Raw genomic sequence first — 19,123 nt, forward strand, 5'->3', positions numbered from 1 at the left:
CCTCGGAGGTGACCAGGATGCGAAGCTTCCCGATCGGCCGTACCGCACTGGTGACGGCACTGATCGCCGCGGCGGCCGGGCTGTCCGGTGCTACCGCACCGGCGACGGCGAGCAGCGCCTCCGGTGCGGTGCGCGACGTCTGCCCCACCGCCCGGCCCGGTCAGGTCCGCTGCCTGGCGAAGGTCCGCACCGACCGGCACGGCGGGCGCGGCGTCCGCGATCTGGCGGCGCCGCCCGCCGGGTACGGCCCGGCCGACCTGCGGTCCGCCTACGACCTGCCAGCCACCGGCGGGGCGAACCAGACCGTCGCCGTCGTGGACGCGGGCGACGCCGCGAACGCCGAGGCAGACCTCGCCGTCTACCGGGACACGTACGGACTGCCCGCGTGCACCACGGCCAACGGCTGCTTCCGGAAGGTCAACCAGGCCGGCCAGCCGAGCCCGCTGCCGGACGACCAGGGCTGGTCGGTCGAGATCGCGCTGGACCTGGACATGGTGTCCGCGGCCTGCCCCGACTGCCACATCCTGCTGGTCGAGGCCGACGACGCCGGCTACGGCCCGATGGCCGCCGCGGTGGACACCGCCGCCGCGCTCGGCGCCACCGAGATCTCCAACAGCTACGGGGGCGGTGACTACAACGGCGTCGACCAGTACGCGGCGAGCTACCGGCATCCCGGTGTCGCGGTCGTCGCGTCCTCCGGCGACTCCGGCTACGGCAACCCGTCCGCCCCGGCCGAGTACCCGAGTGTCGTCGCGGTCGGCGGGACCAGCCTGCGCCGCGCCGACAACGCCCGCGGCTGGTCGGAAAGCGCCTGGAGCGCGTCGGGGACCGGATGCTCGGCCTACCTCGCCAAACCGGCCTGGCAACACGACCCGAACTGCCCCAACCGGATGATCGCCGACATCGCGGCGGTCGCGGACCCGGACACCGGGCTGGCGGTGTACGAGACCGGGCAGGCGACCGGCTGGATCGTGGTCGGCGGCACCAGCGCGTCGTCCCCGCTGGTCGCCGGGATCATCGCGCTGGCCGGCAATCCGGACCGCTACCCGGACGCGTCGTACTTCTACGCGCACGCCGACCAACTGCACGACATCGTCACCGGCGCCTCCAGCGGGATCGACTGCGGTGGCGACTACCTGTGTACCGCCCTGCCCGGTTACGACGGGCTGACCGGCAACGGCACGCCGAACGGCATCGCCGCCTTCTGACCCGTCCCGGCAGCGGCCGGTACGGCAGGTGCCACCGACCGCCGGCCACCGGTCCGGTACGGCGGGTGCCCCGGGCAGTGCGGCTGCGGCTGCGGCTGCGGCTGCCCAGGGTGGCCGACCGCCCGACCGACCGACCGCCCGGGGCACCCGTGCCCCGCCACCCGCGCACAGAGCAGGGCACGGAGCCGGGACCGGGGCACGGCGCCGGGGGCACGCCAGGACCGGGCCACCGCGCCAGGAGCGGGGCGCCCGGAGCGGGGGCCGGGCCGCGGGTCGAGAGGCGGTCAGGCCAGCGCGATGAGCACGACGGTGCCGGCCGCGGCGGCGAGGCCGACGGCCTGCCCGCGGCCGATCCGCTCCCGCAGCACCAGCATCGCGGCCAGCACGGTCAGCGCCGGGTACAGCGAGGTGACCACGGCCGCGATGGACAGCAGCGTGCGGTGGGTGGCGAGGACGAACAGCACGGTGGCGCCGCCACCGAGCACGCCGACGCTGGCACCCGGGGCGACCTGGCGGGCCGGCAGCCGCAGGGCGGCGCCGACCAGCAGCGCGGCGAGCAGGATCGTGCCGGTGGCGACCAGCTGCCCGGCGGCGAGCGGCCACAGCCCGGCGTCGTGCGGCACCCGGTCGAGCGCCACGAACAGCAGCGCGAAGCCGGCCCCGGCCAGCAACCCGTCGACCACCCCGGAGCGTCGCTTCGCGGGCGGGGCCGACGGCCCGCGGGCCGGTGACCCCGGCCTCCCGGCAGGGCCCGGCACGGTGGTACCCGACACCGCCGGGTCCGCCACCATGGCCGGCGACGCGGAGCCGGACACGGCCGCGGCGCGCGGGGCCGGGGCGGCGGGCTGCGGCCCGGCCGGGGCATCCGCGCCGCGGGAGATGAGCGCGACGGCCGGGAGCGCGAGCAGGATGCCGGCGACCGCCAGCGGCGCCGGCCGGTCCCCCTCGGCGACCCCGACCAGTACCGGCAGCCCGGCGGAACCGACCGCGGACAGCGGCGCCACCACGCTCATCCGGGCCGAGCCCAGGCCGCGGTAAAGGAACACGGTGCCCAGGCCGTTGCCGATGCCGGACAGCGCGCCCCAGGCGAGCGCCGCCGCCGCCGGCAGGCCGTTCCCGGCGATCGCGGCGACCGCCGCCACGACGAACAGTGCCGCGCACTGCGCCACGACCGCCACCGCGTACGGGCTGGCACGCCGGGACAGCAGCCCGCCGAGGAAGTCCGAGCTGCCGTAGCAGGCGGCGGCGCAGAGCGCGAGGACGATACCCACGACCAGAAACCTACGTGCCACCCCGGACAGCCTTGGCGCACCGCCCGGAATCCGGCGCGGGCCGGGACGCCCGGCCGGGCCCGGTCAGGCGGTGGCCTCGCCGAGCCGGAGCGGGTCGGTGCGCTGCGCGGGCAGGCCGAGCCAGGACGCCCAGCGCGGATCCGGGGTGCGGTGCCCGAGCACCCGCCAGGCCGGGCCGGTCGGTGCGACCGGCGCGGTCCGCAGCCGCCAACCCATCTCGGCCGGGGTGCGATCGCCCTTGCGGTGGTTGCACCGCGCGCACGCGGCCACCACGTTCTCCCAGGCGTGCGGCCCGCCGCGGCTGCGTGGCAGCACGTGGTCGATGGTCTCGGCGGGACCGTCGCAGTACGCGCAGACCCCGCGGTCCCGGGCGAAGATCGCACGGCGGGTCATGCCGATGTGCGCCCGGTACGGCACCCGGACGTACCGGGTGAGCCGGACCACGCACGGGGTCGGCAGGACACGTCTGGCGCTGTGCAGGAATCCGTCGCCGTCGCTGACCGCGGTCGCCTTGGCGGCGAGCACCAGCACGGCGGCCCGGCGCACCGACACGACGCACATCGGCTCGTACGTCGCGTTGAGCACCAACGCCCCGTAGCTGGTGGAGGGCCGTAACCCGGACATCGCCCCACCTCCGTCCGCGCCCATCCTCCCCGACCAGGGCGCCGGATGCACGTACTAATCGGGTTACGAACCGAGCGGCCGAGCCGCCGCGAGGTCGGACGGCGGGGCGGAGGTGGTGTGCGCGCGGCGCCGGCGGTCACGTACCGTCGGCGCGGCGCCCGGTCGCTCCGACCGCCGATCGCGGCGTCCCGTGACGACCCGCTACCGAGGGAAGGTGCCCATGTTGTCCGCGGAAGCGCTGGTTTCCGCTGCGCCGCTCGCCCTGAAACTGGCCGGCAAACCCGACTGCGCGAACGATCCGAACTCGTTCTGCCAGACCGTGTGGAACTGGACCGGCCACAATCCGAGCCTCGGCTGGCTCGCCGCGAGCAGTGAATGGCTGCTGGTCAAGCCGTTCCGGATCATCCTGATCCTGGTCGTGGCGCTGCTGGTGCGCTGGTTCCTGCACCGGATGATCCGACGGTTCACCCGGAGCAAGGACAACTACAGCACCCCGGCGGTACTGCGTCCGCTGAAGGAGCGGGTGGACGCGTCGCTCCGGGAGAACGGCGTGCTGTCCGAGCGGCGTCGGCAACGCTCCGCGACGATCGGATCGGTGCTGCGCAACGTCACCTCGATCGTGGTCTTCTCGATCGCCGTGATGATGATCCTCAGCGAGCTGGGGATGGACCTCGCGCCGCTGCTGGCCAGCGCCGGCATCGCCGGCGTCGCCCTCGGTTTCGGCGCGCAGTCGCTGGTCAAGGACGTCATCTCCGGCATGTTCATGCTGCTGGAGGACCAGTACGGGGTGGGCGACCTGATCAACGTGGGTGAGGTGACCGGCACCGTGGAGGCGGTCGGCCTGCGCATCACCACGGTGCGCGACGTCGCGGGTGTGTTGTGGTACATCCGCAACGGCGAGGTGATCCGGATCGGCAACTACAGCCAGAGCTGGGCCATGGTGATCATCGACGTGCCGGTCGGGTTCGGTGCGCCGGTCGGCGAGGCCACCGACGCGTTGCAGCGCGCCGCCGACTCGCTCGGCGACGACGCGGACTGGTCCGCCGACTTCATCGACAAGCCCGAGGTGCTGGGCGTGCAGCAACTGACCCCGGAGGGCGCGGTGCTCCGGGTGACCGCGAAGACCACCTCGGACGGGCAGTGGAAGGTGGGCCGCGAACTGCGCCGGCGGATCGTCGCCGAGATGGAGCAGGCCGGCGTGGCACTCGGGCTGGATCTGCGCCGCTTCCTGGGCCAGGAAGAGGACGGGCTCCGGTAGTCGCGCCCGAAGCCGGTGGCGGGCGAAACCCGCCGGTCGCCGGTGGCGGGCGAGAAACCCGCCGGTCGCCGGCGTCGGCCGCACCCGACCGCAGGACCAGGCCGGTGCGCGGCGGAGCACCGCTGGGCCGAGGCCGGGCCGAGACATCGACGGAGATCGTTACGACGTCGAGCGAATCGCGACCGAACGGTGACCGGACGGAAGTCGGATAGCAACGTCGCGTCGACGACCCCTGTGACCTGGGGAATCGTTGCAGAGCGTGCGGACGCCTCCGGGAAAGTGGTTCATATACCGCGGCTGACTTACAGACTGTGAAATGCACTGCGGATCCTTGTTAACCACACCTCGTCCGTTCGGACTACCGATACGCCCACCAATCGGGCAGACTCGGACCTGCGAGGTTGCGCGCGCCACAGCCGAGGAGGGAACGGGGACGTGTCCGAAGAGCCAGGTCAGGCCGGGGCGGGCCGGCCGGCGGAGGATCCACCGGACACGACCGACGACGACCCGGAGCGGCCCGCGACCTACCGCGAGGTGTTCGCGGTCCGTGAGTTCCGCGCGGTGTTCGGCGCGAGCGCGCTGTCCTCGGTCGGCGACTACCTGGGGCGCGTCGCGCTGGCGGCGTTGATCTACCACGCGACCGGCTCGGCGCTCGCCTCCGCGGCCGGCTTCGCCGTGACCTACCTGCCCTGGCTGACCGGCGCGCCGGTGCTCGTCGCGCTGGCCGAGCGATACCCGTACCGGCGGGTGATGCTCGGCTGCGACCTGGCCCGGATGCTGATCGTCGGGGTGGCGGCGATCCCCGGCGTGCCGCTGCTGCTGTTACCGGTGCTGATGTACGTCTCGGCGATGCTGACGCCGCCGTTCGACTCCAGCCGCTCGGCGATGCTGCCGCAGATCCTGACCGGCGACCGCTACGTGCTCGGGCTGTCCATCACCGGGGTGCTCAACCAGGCCACCCAGGTCGGCGGGTACGCGGCCGGTGGCCTGATCTCCGCGGTCGATCCGCGGCTCGCGCTGCTCGTCGACGCCGCCACCTTCGGCGTGTCCGCGCTGCTGATCCGGTCCTGGGTGCGGGCCCGGCCGGCGGTGCCGCGGCTGCGGACCGACACCAGCCTGCTGCGGGACACCGCGGAGGGGTTCACCGTGGTGTTCGGTACCCCGGTGCTGCGCGCGATCGCGGTGGTGATCCTGGCCGGTGCGGCGTTCGCGATCCTGCCGGAGGGGCTGGCCGCGAGCTGGTCCGGCGAACTCGGTACCGGCGCCCGCGGGCAGGGGTTGATCATGGCGGCGATGCCGATCGGTGCCGCCGTCGGCGGGGTCGTGATCGGCCGGCTGGTGCCGCCCGGCCCGCGCCGCAAGTTGATCCGCCCGCTCGCGGCGCTGGTGCCGCTGTCGCTGGTCGCGGCGCTGCTGTCGCCGCCGCTGGTGGTGGTGATGGTGTTGACCGCCCTCACCGGCTTCGCGATGTCGGTGATCATCCCGGCGAACGGGCTGTTCGTGCAGGCCCTGCCGAACGGCTACCGGGCCCGCGCGTTCGGCGTGATGCAGGGCGGCCTGCAACTCGTGCAGGGTGGTGCGATCGTGGTCGCCGGCGCGATCGCCGACCACGTCGGGGTCTCCCGTACGGTCGGGTTGTGGTCGTTGCTGGGCCTGCTGGTGATGGGCCTGGTCTCGATGCTGTGGCCGAAGTCCGGCACCTTCGACAAGGCGTTCGCGGAGACGCGGGCGCAGAACGAGGCGGCCGCGGAGGCCGCGGAGCAGCGCAGCCGGGAGTCGGACGACGCGGGTGCGGCCTCGGCCAGCCAGGACACGTCCGGGCGCCGGGTCGGCCCGGTGCAGTCGCGCCGCCGCACCGGCCGGGTCGGCGCCGAGCATCCGTGACGCCGGGCCTTGCGGGCCGGTCGGAGCACCCAGCAGCCAACACGTGCCCTCGGCGGGGCTTGCTGAGCGGCGCGGCGCGGCGGTGTGAGGCGGGTCTCGTCGGTGGTGGGCCGGGCGGCCTGGCGGGCGGCCGGGGTGGCACTGGCACCATGGAGGCGTGTCCGATCAACCGATCCCGATCTCCACGGGTTCCGCCGCGCAGCCGACCGTGACGTTCTACGACGCGGTCGGCGGGGCGCCGACGTTCCGCAAGCTGGTGGACGAGTTCTACGCCGGCGTCGCGGACGACCCGGTGCTGCGCCCGATGTACCCGGAGGAGGACCTCGGCCCGGCCGCGGACCGGTTGCGGATGTTCCTGGAGCAGTACTGGGGCGGCCCGCACACCTACTCCGACCAGCGCGGACATCCGCGGCTGCGGATGCGGCACGCGCCGTTCCGGATCGGCCCGGTGCAGCGTGACGCCTGGCTCGCCCGGATGCGCAGCGCGGTGGACAGCCTCGGCCTCGCCCCGGAGTACGAGGCGGAGCTGTGGACCTACCTGGCGCGCGCGGCAGAGTTCATGGTGAACTCGCCGGACTGACCCCCCCGATACGAATCGGATCGGCGCGCCTGCGTCGGCCCGGTTTTTGAACGTTAAAACCCCTCACAAGGAGGCACAGTGGGCAACGAGGTCTCGGATCCCACCGCACGGCCCGAAGGCGACCCCACCGGCAACCCCGACTGGTGGCGCGACGCCGTCTTCTACCAGATCTACCCGCGCAGCTTCGCCGACTCCAACGGGGACGGCGTCGGCGACCTGGACGGCATCCGCAGCAGGCTCGATCACCTCGCCGGGCTCGGCGTCGACGCGATCTGGCTCAGCCCGTTCTTCACCTCGCCGATGGCCGACCACGGGTACGACGTCGCCGACCCGCGCGACGTCGACCCGGTGTTCGGTGACCTCGCCGCGTTCGACCGGCTCGTCACCGACGCGCACGCGCACGGCATCAGGGTGACCATCGACCTGGTGCCGAACCACTCGTCGGACGAGCACGTGTGGTTCCAGCAGGCGCTGCGGGCCGCGCCGGGCAGCCCGGAGCGGGACCGGTACGTGTTCCGCGACGGCCGCGGCGCGAACGGCGAGCTGCCGCCGAACAACTGGCCGTCGGCGTTCGGCGGCCCGGCCTGGCATCGCGTCACCGAGCCGGACGGCACGCCCGGCCAGTGGTACCTGCACCTGTTCGACCCCAAGCAGCCGGACCTGAACTGGGAGAACCCGGAGATCTGGGCCGACCTGGAGACCACCCTGCGGTTCTGGCTGGACCGCGGTGTGGACGGGTTCCGGATCGACGTGGCGCACGGGATGGCGAAGCCCGCCGGGCTGCCGGACCTGGCCGAGGACGTGCTGGCCGAGATCGAGGCCGGTGCGAACCCGCACACCTCCCGCGACGTGCGCTGGGACGCCGAGGGCGTGCACGACATCCACCGGTTCATCCGCAAGGTACTGGCCGACTACCCGGGCACGATGGCGGTCGGGGAGGTGTGGGTGACCGACACCGAACGGCTTCGCAAGTACCTGCGGCCGGACGAGCTGCCGCTCGCGTTCGACTTCCGGATGGTGCAGTCCCGGTGGCGCGCCGACGAGCTGCGCGACACCATCACCGCCGCGCTGGCCACCGTCGAGGGCACCGGTTCGCCCACCACCTGGGTGCTGTCCAACCACGACGTCGTCCGGCACGTCACCCGGTACGGCGGCGGCCTGGTCGGCGCCCGCCGGGGCCGCGCCGCCGCGCTGCTGCAGCTGGCGCTGCCCGGCGTCGCCTACCTCTACCAGGGCGACGAGCTGAGCCTGCCCAGCATCGAGCCGCCGGACGAGGCGCTCACCGACCCGACCTGGGAGCGCAGCGGGCACACCCGGCGGGGCCGGGACAACTGCCGGATCCCGCTGCCGTGGGAACCGGGCGAGCCGGCGTACGGGTTCTCCACCACGACCGGCACCTGGCTGCCGATGCCGGCCGGCTGGTCGCCGCTCGCGGTCACGTCCCAGCAGGGCAACCCGGAGTCCACCGTCGAGCTGTACCGCGCCGCGTTGCGGCTGCGCCGCGAGCACGGCGGGTTCACCGGCGGTCTGTCCTTCGTGGACGCTCCGCACGGTTGCCTGGCGTTCCGCCGGGAGGGCGGGCTCACCTGCTTCGTCAACACCGGCAACTCGCCGGTCGCGCTGCCGAGCGGTAGCCCGATCCTGACCAGCGTCCCGCTCACCGCGGACGGTCAGCTGCCCGGCGACGCCACCGCCTGGCTCGCCTGACGCACCGGCGCCGATCGAGGAGTCGGCTCACCACAACGCCGCCGGGGCCGGGCACGGCTCCGTGATCGACGACCGGCGGCGGGCGTACTCCTCGATCGGCAACCGGCGAGCGCTACTCCTCGATCGGCGCCAGCGGGCGGGGGACGGTTCGCGGCCGGCGCAGCGTCCAGGTGATCGCCGCCGCGATCGCCCCGACGCCGGTCGCCGCCAGCAGGCCGGCGGCCGGGTTGACCCACGCTGGCACCAGCTCGGTACGGCGCCCGTCCGGCCAGGCGCACACCACGCTGACCGGCGCGTACCGGCGCTCGATGGTCAGTTCCCGGGGCGGGTCGGCGTCGTGCGGCAGCCACCGGCCCGGGGACAGCGAGCACATCTGGTCCGGGTCGAGCAGGTACTGACCGCGGGTGACGCCGACGCCGTAACAGATCCCGGCCCCGAACAGCGCCGCGATCCCGAGCAGCACCAGCGTCCGGGGTCGATGGCCGGAGCGCCGCGGGCGGCGCGGTCCGGCCGCACGGTTCTCCCGGTACGCCGCGAGCAACAGGCCACCGGTGACCGGCAACGCGGCGATCCCGATCGCCAAGATCAGCCACGCCATGGTGTCCTCCTCGCCACGCCGAGCGTACCGGTGGGCGGGTGCCCGCCCACCGGACGGCGCCGGCACGCCGGAGCAGCACGTTCGGGCTCGTCGCCCTCGGCCCGCCGGCGCCGCGACCGGCCACCGCACGCGCCGCGCCGCCCACCGGCCAGCGGTGCCGGCCAGGCTGACGAACCGCGACCACCCGGTACCCGCGCCTCACGGCGTGAACGTCTCCAGGTGGTCCAGCACCACGAAGCGACTGGCCGGGCTCGCCTGCCGCACCGCGGTACGCAGCGGGGCGAGGCCACCGAAGTCGCGGGCCGGCTCGTCCAGCGGGTAGTCGAAATCGTCCCAGTGCGTCGGGAGCACGTACCGGGGGTGCCCGAGCGTGTCGAGCAGCCGCGGCACGTACCGGTGGATCGCGCCCCCACCGACCGGCACCAGCGCCACCGTCGGCCGCAGCCCGGCCAGGTCGGCGCTGGCGTAGTTCGATCCGCCGAAGTCGATGATGCTCACCTCCCCGACCGTGATCAGGTAGGCCAGCGTCTCCCCCTCCACCAGGTCGGCGATGACCTTCGGGGTCGCCGGTGGGTGGCCCGGCCGGGTACCCGGGAACGGCACCCGGGACCGCTCCCCGACCATCGAGTGCAGCGACCGCAACACCTGGATGGTGTAGCCGTCGCACTCCAGGTACTCGCCGCCGCGCACCACGCTGAGCTGGTCGGCCGGTGCACCGAGCGCGGTCATCAGGTTCACGTGCGTCTCGGTACCGAGCACCGTCGCACCGGTCCGGCCGGCCAGGTACGGCACGTCGGTGAGGTGGTCGTAGTGGCCGTGCGTGACGAGGATGTGATCGGCCGACAGGTGGTACCGGTCGATCACGTCCGGCCGCACCGACAGCGGGGTGTCCGGGTCGGCGCCCTGCTTGGTGTAGGTGCCGGTGTGGAACCGGGTCAGCCACGGATCGATCAGCACGGTGCGCCGGCCGTTCGGGGTGTCGAAGCGGATCTCCCAGCCGTTGTTGCCGAGCCAGCGCAGCCGCGGCCGGCCCACCGCACCGGCCCGCGCCGCCGAGGCCCGGGTCGCGGTACCGCCCGGCCGGTACCCGGGTGCGGCGGCCGCGGTGCCGCCGACCGCCAGCCCGGCGGCACCCGCGACCGAACCGGCCAGTACACCCCGTCGGGTCAGCCTGGAATCCATCGTGAACCGTCTCCCTTCACCGTTGCGCACCGGATGGCGATCGGCCGCCCGGCAGACCGGTCCGCGCCTCCGCCGCGCGGGCCGGTGGGCAGCAGAGCACGTCACCGGCGCGGCTGTCCAAGACCGGCGACCGGATTCGGCGATATCGCGGCCGATATCGTTGCTGCGTGGACCTGCTGAAAGCGTTGGCGCTGTTCCGGGTGGTGGCGGAGGAACGTCACTTCGGCCGGGCCGCGGAACGGCTCGGGATGGCGCAACCTCCGCTGAGCCAACGCATCCGCCGGCTGGAGCACGAGCTCGGCGCCCGGCTGTTCGACCGCAACAGCCGCGGCGTCCGGCTCACCGTCGCCGGCAGCGTGCTGCTGGCCGAGTCCGGCCCGCTGCTGGACCGGGCCGACCGGGTGCGCACCATGGTGACCCGCGCCGACCGGGGCGAGCTGGGCGAGTTGCGCGTCGGGGTACCGCCGGACGTGCCGGGTGAGGTGCTCGCCACCATCGTCCGGGCCTTCGCTGAGCACAGCCCCGGCGTACGGCTGGACCTGCGCGAGCTGACCACCGCCGAGCAGCTCCGGCTGCTGGCCGACCGGGCGCTGGACGTGGGGCTGCTGCAGCAACCGGCGCAGTTCACCGGCCTCGTCGGCGGCCCCGGGGTGACCGAGCCGGTCGGGGTGCTGGTACCGCGCGACGCGCCGCTCGCCGGCGCCGACGAGCTCAGCCTGGCCGATCTCGCCGGTCACGACCTGGTGCTGTTTCCCCGCGACACGGCTCCGGGCAGGTACGACGAGACGGTGGCCGCCTGCCGCGCCAACGGGTTCCGGCCCGGCCGGGTGGTGCACGCCCGCAGCCCCGAGTTCGTGGTCGGGCTGGTTCTCGCCGGCCACGGTGTCGCCCTGGTACCGGCCGGGGCGGTGCGCCGCGAGCCACGCGTGGTGTGGCGACGGCTGACCGGTACGCCGATCAGCTGGCGGATGTCGTTCGTGTGGCCGGACCGGCCGCACCCGGGGCCGCGGCCCTGTGCTGGCTGGCCGCGAGCATCCTGCGCGACGACGGTACCGGTGATCTCCTGGTACCACCCGGCACGCCGACACCGTGGGACGTCGTGCACGATCGCGCCGACCGGGGCGCGCCCGGGCCGGCCCGGTAGCGGCAGCGGCAGCGGCAGCCGGACCGTGGCCGATCGTGGCGCGTACGGCGCGGGTCGCCACGGCCCCCGGCCGGGGTGCCGGCGCCCCTCTCCGGCCCGGGGCCACGGCCCCCGGCCGGGATGCCGGCGCCCCGCTCCGGCCCGGGGACACCGACGTCCCGGGGCCCGGCCGAGGCGCCGCGGTCGGGCCCGGCACCCGGCCGGTCACCCGCGGTCGGGCCCGGCCCGGCCGGTCACCCGCGATCGGGCGCGACCGCCGGTGGTAGGTCGGGGTGCCGGCAATCGGCGCGCAGCGACTCGACCGCCCGGCGGGCCACCGTGCCGAGGGCGCGGTCGGCGGCCGGCTGGCGGCCGGACATCCGGTCCAGCCGGATGCCGACGGCGACCGCGTACCGGCCACCGTCCGGGTAGCTCACCACACCGGCCTCGGCCCGCACCGCGAGCAGCGTCCCCGTCTTGGCGACCACCTCGACCTCGTCCGGGAAGCCGGCCGCCAGCCGGTGCCCGGCCAGCTGCGTCGCCATCAACCCGCGCAGCGTCGCGCAGGCCGCCGCCGGTGCCGCCTCGTCCCGCCACACCGCGCGCAGCAACGCGGTCAGGTCCCGCCCGGTACTCGCGTTGGTGTGCCGGGGATCCAGCGCACGAAGCTGCCGCATCCGAGCCTCGTCGAGGCCGGCGTAGTCGGCCGCGAACCGGGCCGGGTCGGCCCCGCTGACATCACCGACGATGGACTCCACCACCTGCCTGGGCCCGCCGAGGATCCGGGTGTCCGGCAATCCCACCTCGCGGACCAGGGACCGCACGTTCGCCACCCCGACCGCCGCGAACAGCGCGTCCGCCGCCGTGTTGTCGCTGATGGACAGCGCGAACCGGGCGAGGTCGCGCAGGCTCATCTCGACGTGGTCGGCGCACCCGGCGGTGCCGCTGCCGCCCAGCCGGTCGGTGGCGCGCAGCCGGACCCGGGCGGTCGGGTCGAGCTGGCCGGCCACCACCTGCCGGGCGAACTCCAGCACCAGCGGCACCTTGACCATCGAGGCGAGTACGACCGGCTCGGTCGCCGCGTGGCCGCACTGCCGGTCGCAGTCGATGCACCGCACGTGGCACCAGCCGGACCCACCGGCCCGGCGGAAGACCTCCCCCGCATCCACCATGCCGAAACCGTAACGGCCGGCGCCGCGCGACCGGCACGACGGCCGGTACCGCAGGGCCGGCACCGCACAGGGCCGGCACCACGGCCACGGCCGCGCGGCTGGCGGGGCCCGCACCCGAGGCGCGCCCACGGCGCAGCCCGGGGAACCGGTCACTCACCGGTGCGGGCGGGCGGCCCCAGCCGCTCGATCAGGTCGTCGAGCAGCGCGGACAGGTCCCGGGCGAGGTCGGCCCGGCCGGCCGGAGGCAGCCCGGACAGCAGTTCCACCTCGCGGCGCAACACCCGGTCGACGACCCGCTCGATCTCGGCGTGCCCGGCGGCGGTGAGGGTCACGGTGACCGCTCGCCGGCCCGTACCGCCCGGGGCGCGGGTGACCAGGCCGGCCGCTTCGGCGCGGGCCACCCGCTGGGAGATGGCGCCGGCGGTGACCAGGGTCCGTTCGGCCAGCGTGCGGGTGGTCAACGCGTACGGCGGGCCGGCCCGGCGCAGCACCGACAGCAGGTCCATGGTGCCGCGGTCGATGTCGAGTTCGGCGAGCACCCGCCGCCGGTCGTCGGCGAACAGCTTGCCGAGCTGCCAGATCCGGGTCACCACACCGATCGACTCCGTCGGGGTACCGGGTCGTTCGCGGCGCCAGGCCGCGGCGATCTCGTCCGCGTCGTCCGGTCGGCCCATCTCGTCCCCTTTCCTGCCGCTGGACGGTCCGCCAGCCACGCGGCTATGTTTAGGTCTAAACATACTCCACGAACGAGGACGGGAACATGACCCGCAGCATCGTCGTCACCGGCGGCGGCACCGGCATCGGCCGGGCCACCGCGGCCCGCTTCGCCGCCGCTGGCGAGTCCGTCACCATCCTCGGCCGGCGCGCCGACGTGCTGGCCCGCGCCGCCGAGCAGCTCGGCGCCACCGCCGTGGTCTGCGACGTCAGCGACCCGGATGCGCTGACCGCGGCGCTGGGACAGCTGCCGGCCCAGGTCGACGTGCTGGTCAACAACGCCGGCGGCAACACCGACCTGCGCCGCCCGGCGGCCACCACGCTCGCCGACGTGGCCGCCGGCTGGCGGGCCAACCTGGACGCGAACCTGCTCAGCGCGGTGCTGACGACCACCCTGCTCGCCGACCGGCTGCAGCCCGGCGGCACCGTCGTCGGCATCGGCTCGATCGCCGCCAGCCGGGGCAGTGGCGGCGGCTCGTACGGGGCGACCAAGGCCGCCCTGGCCACCTGGAACATCGACCTCGCCGGGCAGCTCGGGCCGCGCGACATCACCGCGAACGTGGTCTCCTGCGGCTACATCGCCGAGACCGAGTTCTTCGCCGACCAGCTCACCGAGCAGCGGCGCGGCACGCTGATCGGGCAGACCTCGACCGGCCGGGCCGGTACCCCGGACGACGTGGCGGCGCTGGTGGAGTACCTCGCCTCGCCGGGCGCCCGGCACATCACCGCCCAGGTGATCAACATCAACGGCGGCGCCTTCCCGACCCGCTGACACCGGGCAGGCGGCGGGCCGACGTCCGAAGCGCCGGCCACGCGGCGGGCCGGCGCCCGAAGGGCCGGCCCGCCAGCCGCTGCCGGTGGTCCGTCAGTTCGCGGCGGTGAGCAGCAGGCGCGCCCGGGCGCCGAGATCGAGCAGCTCCCGCGCGTCGGTGTTGCACAGCCAGCCGAGCACGTACCCGGTGCGCGGGTACCACTCCAGGTTGGCCGTGATGCCGGTGGAACCGCCGGTGTGCCCCACCTCCCAGCGGTCGCCGACCCGGGCCGCCTCCGGCCCGTACGCCTCGAACATCGCCTGCAACGGCTTCCCGTCCTTCGGTGGCAGCATCGCGACCGGGAACTTCGGACCGGTCAGCAGGTCGGTGTCCGCGGCGTCGAGCAGCCGGTGCCCGCGCAGCGCGCGGACGAAGCGCACCAGGTCCGGCACGGTCGAGAACGCGTCGCCGTCCGGCAGGCCGACGTAGCCGCGCTGGTCCAGCACGTCGGTGGTGCCGCCGGCGTACGGGTGGGCGATGCCCCGGTCGCGCTTCCACCGGGGCCGGGTGACGAACGCGGTCCGGGTCATCCCGGCGGCGGCGAACACGTGCTCGGCCACGTAGTCGTAGTAGGACTGCCCGGTCACCGCGGCCACCACCCCGCCGAGCACCGTGTATCCGGAGTTGCTGTACTGGTGGCGGGTGCCCGGAGTGAACGCCAGCGGCGCGGCCCGGATGAAGTCGAGGGTGCCGGACAGCACGGCCTCGGTGCTGGTCCACGTCGCCAGGGCGGCGGCGTACCCGTCGAGGGCGTGGTAGTCCCCCATCCCCGAGGTGTGGGTCAGCAGCTGGTGCAGCGTGACGGTGTCGGCGATCGTGCTCGGGAACCCGCCCAGGTAGGTACCGAGCGTCTGGTGGTAGTCCACCCGGCCGCGCGCCGCCAGCTGGGCGACGGCGACGGCGGTGAACAGCTTGGTGACCGAACCGAGCGCGAACATGGTGTCCGGCCCGTTGGCGATGTTCCGCGCCTGGTCGGCCTTGCCGTACGACCGGGACAGCACGGTGCGGTGGCCGTCGACCAGCAGCAGCGTGCCGCTGAACTTGCCCTGGTCGGCCAGGGCGCGGACGGCCCGGTCGAGGGTGCCGCCGGGCCGCAGCGACCGCGGTACCGGGCGGGCGGCCACCTGCGCGTCGGCACCGGTGTCGCCGGTCAGCGCGCCGACCCCGGCGGCGGTGACCGGGACCGCGCCGAGCAGGCCGAGCAGGGAGCGGCGGCGCAGGTTGCGTCGCGGTACGGGAGTGGGCTGCATCGTCATGTCCCGACACTGCGGCGTCGCACCCGGCGCCTGCGTCTGCCCGCGGGCAGACCCCGAATCGGCCCCCGGGCGTACGCGGACACCACCGCGCCGCCCCTAGACTGGCCGGTCATGACACCGGCGCGGCTGGTCCACCGACCGGGCGTGCAGGACGCCACGCTCGCCCTCTGCCTGCTCGTCGGCTGCCTGCTCGTCAACACCCCGGTCCAGCTGGTACGCGTGGTCGCCGAGCGCAGCGGTGGCGGAGCCGGCACCGTCGTCGGGTGGTGGGCGGCGACCGCCGTCCTCGTCGGCGGGACCGCGGTGCGCCGCCGCTGGCCGCTGCCCGCGCTGCTCGGCTGCGCCCTCGGCACCGTGATCCAGCTCGCCCTGCTGATGCCGCCCACCGTGGTGGAACTCGCGGTGCCGATCCTCGTGTACACCGTCGCCGCGCGCTGCCGCCCGTCGGTCGCCTCGCCGCTACTGGCGGGCGTCGTGCTGTGCACGGTGGTCGGCGGCTGGCTCGCCCAGCGGTACGGCGGGCTGCACGTGTCGGTCGCCACCGTGCTGCGGCTGGACGCCTCGGCAGGGCCGACACCGATCCGATCCGGCGGCGGCGGCTGGAGCCTGCCGCTGGTGGTCGGGCTGCTGCTGGTGACGGCCTGGGCGTTGGGCCGCGGTACCCGGGCCCGGCGGGAGTACCTGACCGAGTTGCACGCCCGCGCCGCCGGGCTGGAGCGTGAACGCGACCAGCGGGCGGCGCTCGCGGTGGCGGCCGAGCGCGCCCGGATCAGCCGCGACATGCACGACGTGGTGGCGCACGGCCTGTCGGTCATCGTGATCCAGGCCCAGGGCGCCCAGGCGGCGATGGCCGAGCGGCCCGCGGACGCGCGCACCGCGCTGGAGGCCATCGTCACCACCGGGCGCGCCTCGCTCGCCGACACCCGGCGTACCCTTGCGGCGCTCGACGACGCGGACCGCTGGCAGCCGGAGCCGGGGCTGGACCGGCTGCCCGCCCTGCTCGACCGGGTGCGCCGGGCGGGCACCACGGTACGGTCGGAGTGCCGCGGCACCGCACCCGCGACGCTGCCGTCCACAGTGGACACCACCGCGTACCGGATCGTTCAGGAGGCGCTGACCAACGTGCTCAAGCACGCCGGGCCGACCGCCACCGCCACGGTTTCGCTGTGCCACCAGCAAAGCGCGATCGATGTGCGCATCACCGACGACGGTACCGGCGGGCCCGCGGCGACCGGCGCACCCGACCCGGCCGACCGCGCGCCCGACCCGGCAACCAGCGCGCTGCCGGGCGGGCCGCCCGGCAGCGCGGCGCCGGCGCGCGGCGGGCTGGGGGTACGCGGCATGCGGGAACGAGCCGAGCTGCTCGGCGGGACGCTGACCGCCGGGCCCGACCCGGCCGGCGGGTTCGTCGTGCACGCCTGGCTGCCACACCCGGAGCAGCAGTGACCGACATCCTGCTCGCCGACGACCAGGCGCTGGTCCGCACCGGGTTCCGGCTGATCCTGGACGCCGCACCGGATCTGCGGGTGGTGGGCGAGGCGGGCGACGGCGCCGAGGCCGTGACGGCCACCCGACGGCTCCGTCCCGACCTGGTGCTGATGGACGTGCGGATGCCGGGCGTCGACGGGGTCGAGGCGACCCGGCGCATCGTGGCCGCCGGCGGGGCCACCCGGGTGCTGATGCTCACCACGTTCGACCTGGACGAGTACGTGTACGCGGCGTTGCGGGCCGGCGCGAGCGGGTTCCTGCTCAAGGACGCCCTCGCCGCCGACCTGCTGTCCGCGATCCGGGTGGTGGCCCGGGGTGAAGCGGTCGTCGCGCCCACCGTGACCCGCCGGCTGCTGGAACGCTACGTCGGCACCGGGCCGGCCGCACCGGCGCCCGAGACCGTTCCGGTGACGGCCCGGGAACGGGAGGTGCTGGTGCTGATCGCCCGGGGCCTGACCAACGGCGAGATCGCCGCCCGGCTGTACGTCACCGAGGGCACCGTGAAGACCCACGTGCGCCGGCTGCTCGCCAAGCTCGGCCTGCGCGATCGGGTGCACGCGGTCGTCTACGCGTACGAGTCGGGCCTGGTGCGGGCCGGCGTCACCGACCCGGAACCCGACCGCTGATCGGATGGCCGCGGCGCACCGCGGCGCCGGTCAGCCGCGGACGTGCCCGTCACCGGTGACGACGTACTTGGTGCTGGTCAGCTCGGGCAGCCCCATCGGACCGCGGGCGTGCAGCTTCTGGGTGGAGATGCCGATCTCGGCGCCGAACCCGAACTCGCCGCCGTCGGTGAACCGGGTGGACGCGTTGACCAGCACGGCGGCGGCGTCGACCCGGGCGGTGAAGGCGCGGGCGGCCGACTGCGAACCGGTCACGATCGCCTCGCTGTGGCCGGTGGACCAGCGCCGGATGTGCGCCAGCGCCGCGTCCAGGCTCGGCACCACCGCGACCGCGAGATCCAGCGACAGGTACTCGGTCGCCCAGTCGTCCTCGGTCGCCGGCGCCACCGGAACGTCCAGCGCTTTCCCCTGCGCCGCCACGGTTTTGTCCCCGTGCACGGTGACGCCGGCGGCGGCGAGGGCGGGCAGCAGTACCGGCAGGAAGGTGTCGGCGAGATCGGCGTGCACCAGCACGGTCTCGGCCGCGTTGCACACCGACGGGCGCTGCGTCTTGGCGTCGAGCACGATGTCGCGCGCCATCGTCACCTCGGCGGCGGCGTCCACGTAGATGTGGCAGTTGCCGACGCCGGTCTCGATCACCGGCACCGTCGAGCCCTCGACCACGTGCCGGATCAGTTCGGCGCCGCCGCGCGGGATCAGCACATCGACCAGGCCGCGGGCGTGCATCAGGTGGCTCACCTCGTCCCGGGACTCGCCCGGCAGCAGCCCGATCGCGTCGGCCGGCAGCCCGGCCGCGGCCAGCGCGTCGCGCAGCACCGCGACGATCGCGGCGTTGGAGCGCCGGGCCGAGGACGAGCCGCGCAGCAGCACCGCGTTGCCGGACTTGAGGGTCAACCCGGCGGCATCGGCGGTGACGTTCGGCCGGCCCTCGTAGATGATGCCGACGACCCCGAACGGCACCCGCACCTGCCGCAGTTCCAGGCCGTTGGCCAACGTCGAGCCGCGGACCACCACACCCACCGGGTCGGGCAGCCCGGCCACCTGGCGCAACCCGTCGGCCATCGCCTCGATCCGGGCCGCGTCGAGCGACAGCCGGTCCAGCATCGCCGCCCCGGTACCCCCGGCCCGCGCCCCGTCGACGTCCGAGCTGTTGGCCGCGATGATCTCGTCGCGTCGAGCCACCAGCGCATCGGCCATCGCCCGCAGTGCCGCGTCCTTGACCCCGCGGGACGCCACCGCCAGCTCCACCGCCGCCTGCCCGGCTCGTACCGCCGCGTCCCGCACCGCCTGCTCACCCATGGGCCAAGCCTAGCCACCCACGCCCGGACCCCTCCGATCATGGGACCCGACAGTAATCAAAGGATTCGGCCACCTCGTGTTGGACGAACCCGCCGCGGTGCGCCGCTCAACCAGCACCGCCCCGGGGGTCTGGGTGGGCTCGCGCGTTTCACGCCGCCGTCGGCGCCACCCCCGTCACCTTAGTAACGCGCTGCCACCTGATCACTTTGCCTCGACCAATAACCTAACCGATGACCAATCGAGGGAGAAACGCATGACAGGACCTACCGAGGATCGTCCAACCTGGCGGGTCGGTTTGCTCCG

The 19,123-nt window shown here is 74.6% G+C and carries 16 protein-coding genes and 1 pseudogene; 9 read left to right on the plus strand and 8 right to left on the minus strand.

Annotation, left to right across the window (positions count from 1 at the left end; genetic code table 11):
* Positions 1-17 precede the first annotated feature (17 nt).
* Positions 18-1,208, plus strand: a complete 1,191-nt coding sequence (locus Athai_RS21040; protein WP_203963094.1) for a S53 family peptidase — start codon at positions 18-20, stop codon at positions 1,206-1,208.
* Positions 1,209-1,492: 284 nt separating this feature from the next.
* Here Athai_RS21040 and Athai_RS21045 read toward each other — a convergent pair whose 3' ends face one another.
* Together Athai_RS21045 and Athai_RS21050 are read right to left on the minus strand one after the other, a co-directional pair.
* A complete protein-coding gene (locus Athai_RS21045; RefSeq protein ID WP_203963095.1) occupies positions 1,493-2,479 on the minus strand; it encodes a DMT family transporter in 987 nt (328 codons plus the stop codon).
* 84 nt (positions 2,480-2,563) lie between these two features.
* Entirely contained in the window at positions 2,564-3,124 is a 561-nt protein-coding gene (locus Athai_RS21050; protein WP_203963096.1) for an HNH endonuclease, read from the minus strand.
* Between the two features lie 220 nt (positions 3,125-3,344).
* On the opposite strand from Athai_RS21050, the gene Athai_RS21055 reads away from it, so the two are divergent.
* The 4 genes from Athai_RS21055 to Athai_RS21070 all read left to right on the plus strand — a co-directional run bounded on the left by Athai_RS21055 (position 3,345) and on the right by Athai_RS21070 (position 8,553).
* Entirely contained in the window at positions 3,345-4,382 is a 1,038-nt protein-coding gene (locus Athai_RS21055; RefSeq protein WP_203963097.1) for a mechanosensitive ion channel family protein, read from the plus strand.
* A 435-nt stretch (positions 4,383-4,817) separates the two neighbouring features.
* Positions 4,818-6,266, plus strand: coding sequence for an MFS transporter (locus Athai_RS21060; RefSeq protein WP_203963098.1), 1,449 nt, complete (start codon positions 4,818-4,820; stop codon positions 6,264-6,266).
* 157 nt (positions 6,267-6,423) lie between these two features.
* Positions 6,424-6,846: a globin gene (locus tag Athai_RS21065; protein ID WP_275422519.1), complete on the plus strand. Its 423-nt coding sequence runs from the start codon at positions 6,424-6,426 to the stop codon at positions 6,844-6,846.
* A gap of 78 nt (positions 6,847-6,924) precedes the next feature.
* Positions 6,925-8,553 (plus strand): glycoside hydrolase family 13 protein, encoded by a 1,629-nt coding sequence (locus tag Athai_RS21070; RefSeq protein ID WP_203963099.1) that lies wholly within the window; start codon positions 6,925-6,927, stop codon positions 8,551-8,553.
* 112 nt (positions 8,554-8,665) lie between these two features.
* On the opposite strand, the gene Athai_RS21075 is transcribed toward Athai_RS21070, so the two are convergent.
* Positions 8,666-9,151: a hypothetical protein gene (locus Athai_RS21075; protein ID WP_203963100.1), complete on the minus strand. Its 486-nt coding sequence runs from the start codon at positions 9,149-9,151 to the stop codon at positions 8,666-8,668.
* Positions 9,152-9,349: 198 nt separating this feature from the next.
* Positions 9,350-10,333, minus strand: coding sequence for an MBL fold metallo-hydrolase (locus Athai_RS21080; protein WP_203963101.1), 984 nt, complete (start codon positions 10,331-10,333; stop codon positions 9,350-9,352).
* 203 nt (positions 10,334-10,536) lie between these two features.
* Here Athai_RS21080 and Athai_RS35345 point away from each other — a divergent pair.
* A pseudogene (locus Athai_RS35345) lies at positions 10,537-11,280 on the plus strand (LysR substrate-binding domain-containing protein); the annotation flags it as partial.
* A gap of 430 nt (positions 11,281-11,710) precedes the next feature.
* Here Athai_RS35345 and Athai_RS21090 read toward each other — a convergent pair.
* Positions 11,711-12,628, minus strand: a complete 918-nt coding sequence (locus Athai_RS21090) for a serine hydrolase (protein WP_203963102.1) — start codon at positions 12,626-12,628, stop codon at positions 11,711-11,713.
* A 149-nt stretch (positions 12,629-12,777) separates the two neighbouring features.
* Positions 12,778-13,302, minus strand: a complete 525-nt coding sequence (locus Athai_RS21095) for a MarR family winged helix-turn-helix transcriptional regulator (protein WP_203963103.1) — start codon at positions 13,300-13,302, stop codon at positions 12,778-12,780.
* Positions 13,303-13,388: 86 nt separating this feature from the next.
* On the opposite strand from Athai_RS21095, the gene Athai_RS21100 reads away from it, so the two are divergent.
* Positions 13,389-14,114: an SDR family oxidoreductase gene (locus Athai_RS21100; RefSeq protein WP_203963104.1), complete on the plus strand. Its 726-nt coding sequence runs from the start codon at positions 13,389-13,391 to the stop codon at positions 14,112-14,114.
* A gap of 93 nt (positions 14,115-14,207) precedes the next feature.
* On the opposite strand, the gene Athai_RS21105 is transcribed toward Athai_RS21100, so the two are convergent.
* Positions 14,208-15,410, minus strand: coding sequence for a serine hydrolase domain-containing protein (locus Athai_RS21105; protein WP_203963105.1), 1,203 nt, complete (start codon positions 15,408-15,410; stop codon positions 14,208-14,210).
* A gap of 111 nt (positions 15,411-15,521) precedes the next feature.
* Between Athai_RS21105 and Athai_RS21110 the strand changes: the two genes are divergently transcribed.
* Positions 15,522-16,856 carry a sensor histidine kinase gene (locus tag Athai_RS21110; protein WP_203963106.1) on the plus strand — a complete coding sequence of 445 codons (1,335 nt, stop codon included), beginning with the start codon at positions 15,522-15,524 and terminating at the stop codon, positions 16,854-16,856.
* Between the two features lie 5 nt (positions 16,857-16,861).
* A complete protein-coding gene (locus Athai_RS21115; RefSeq protein ID WP_420829837.1) occupies positions 16,862-17,524 on the plus strand; it encodes a response regulator in 663 nt (220 codons plus the stop codon).
* Between the two features lie 30 nt (positions 17,525-17,554).
* Here Athai_RS21115 and Athai_RS21120 read toward each other — a convergent pair whose 3' ends face one another.
* Complete coding sequence (locus Athai_RS21120) at positions 17,555-18,820, minus strand: glutamate-5-semialdehyde dehydrogenase (RefSeq protein WP_203963108.1); 1,266 nt, start codon at positions 18,818-18,820, stop codon at positions 17,555-17,557.
* Between the last annotated feature and the right edge of the window lie 303 nt (positions 18,821-19,123).

The organism is Actinocatenispora thailandica (assembly GCF_016865425.1).
GTDB lineage: Bacteria > Actinomycetota > Actinomycetes > Mycobacteriales > Micromonosporaceae > Actinocatenispora > Actinocatenispora thailandica.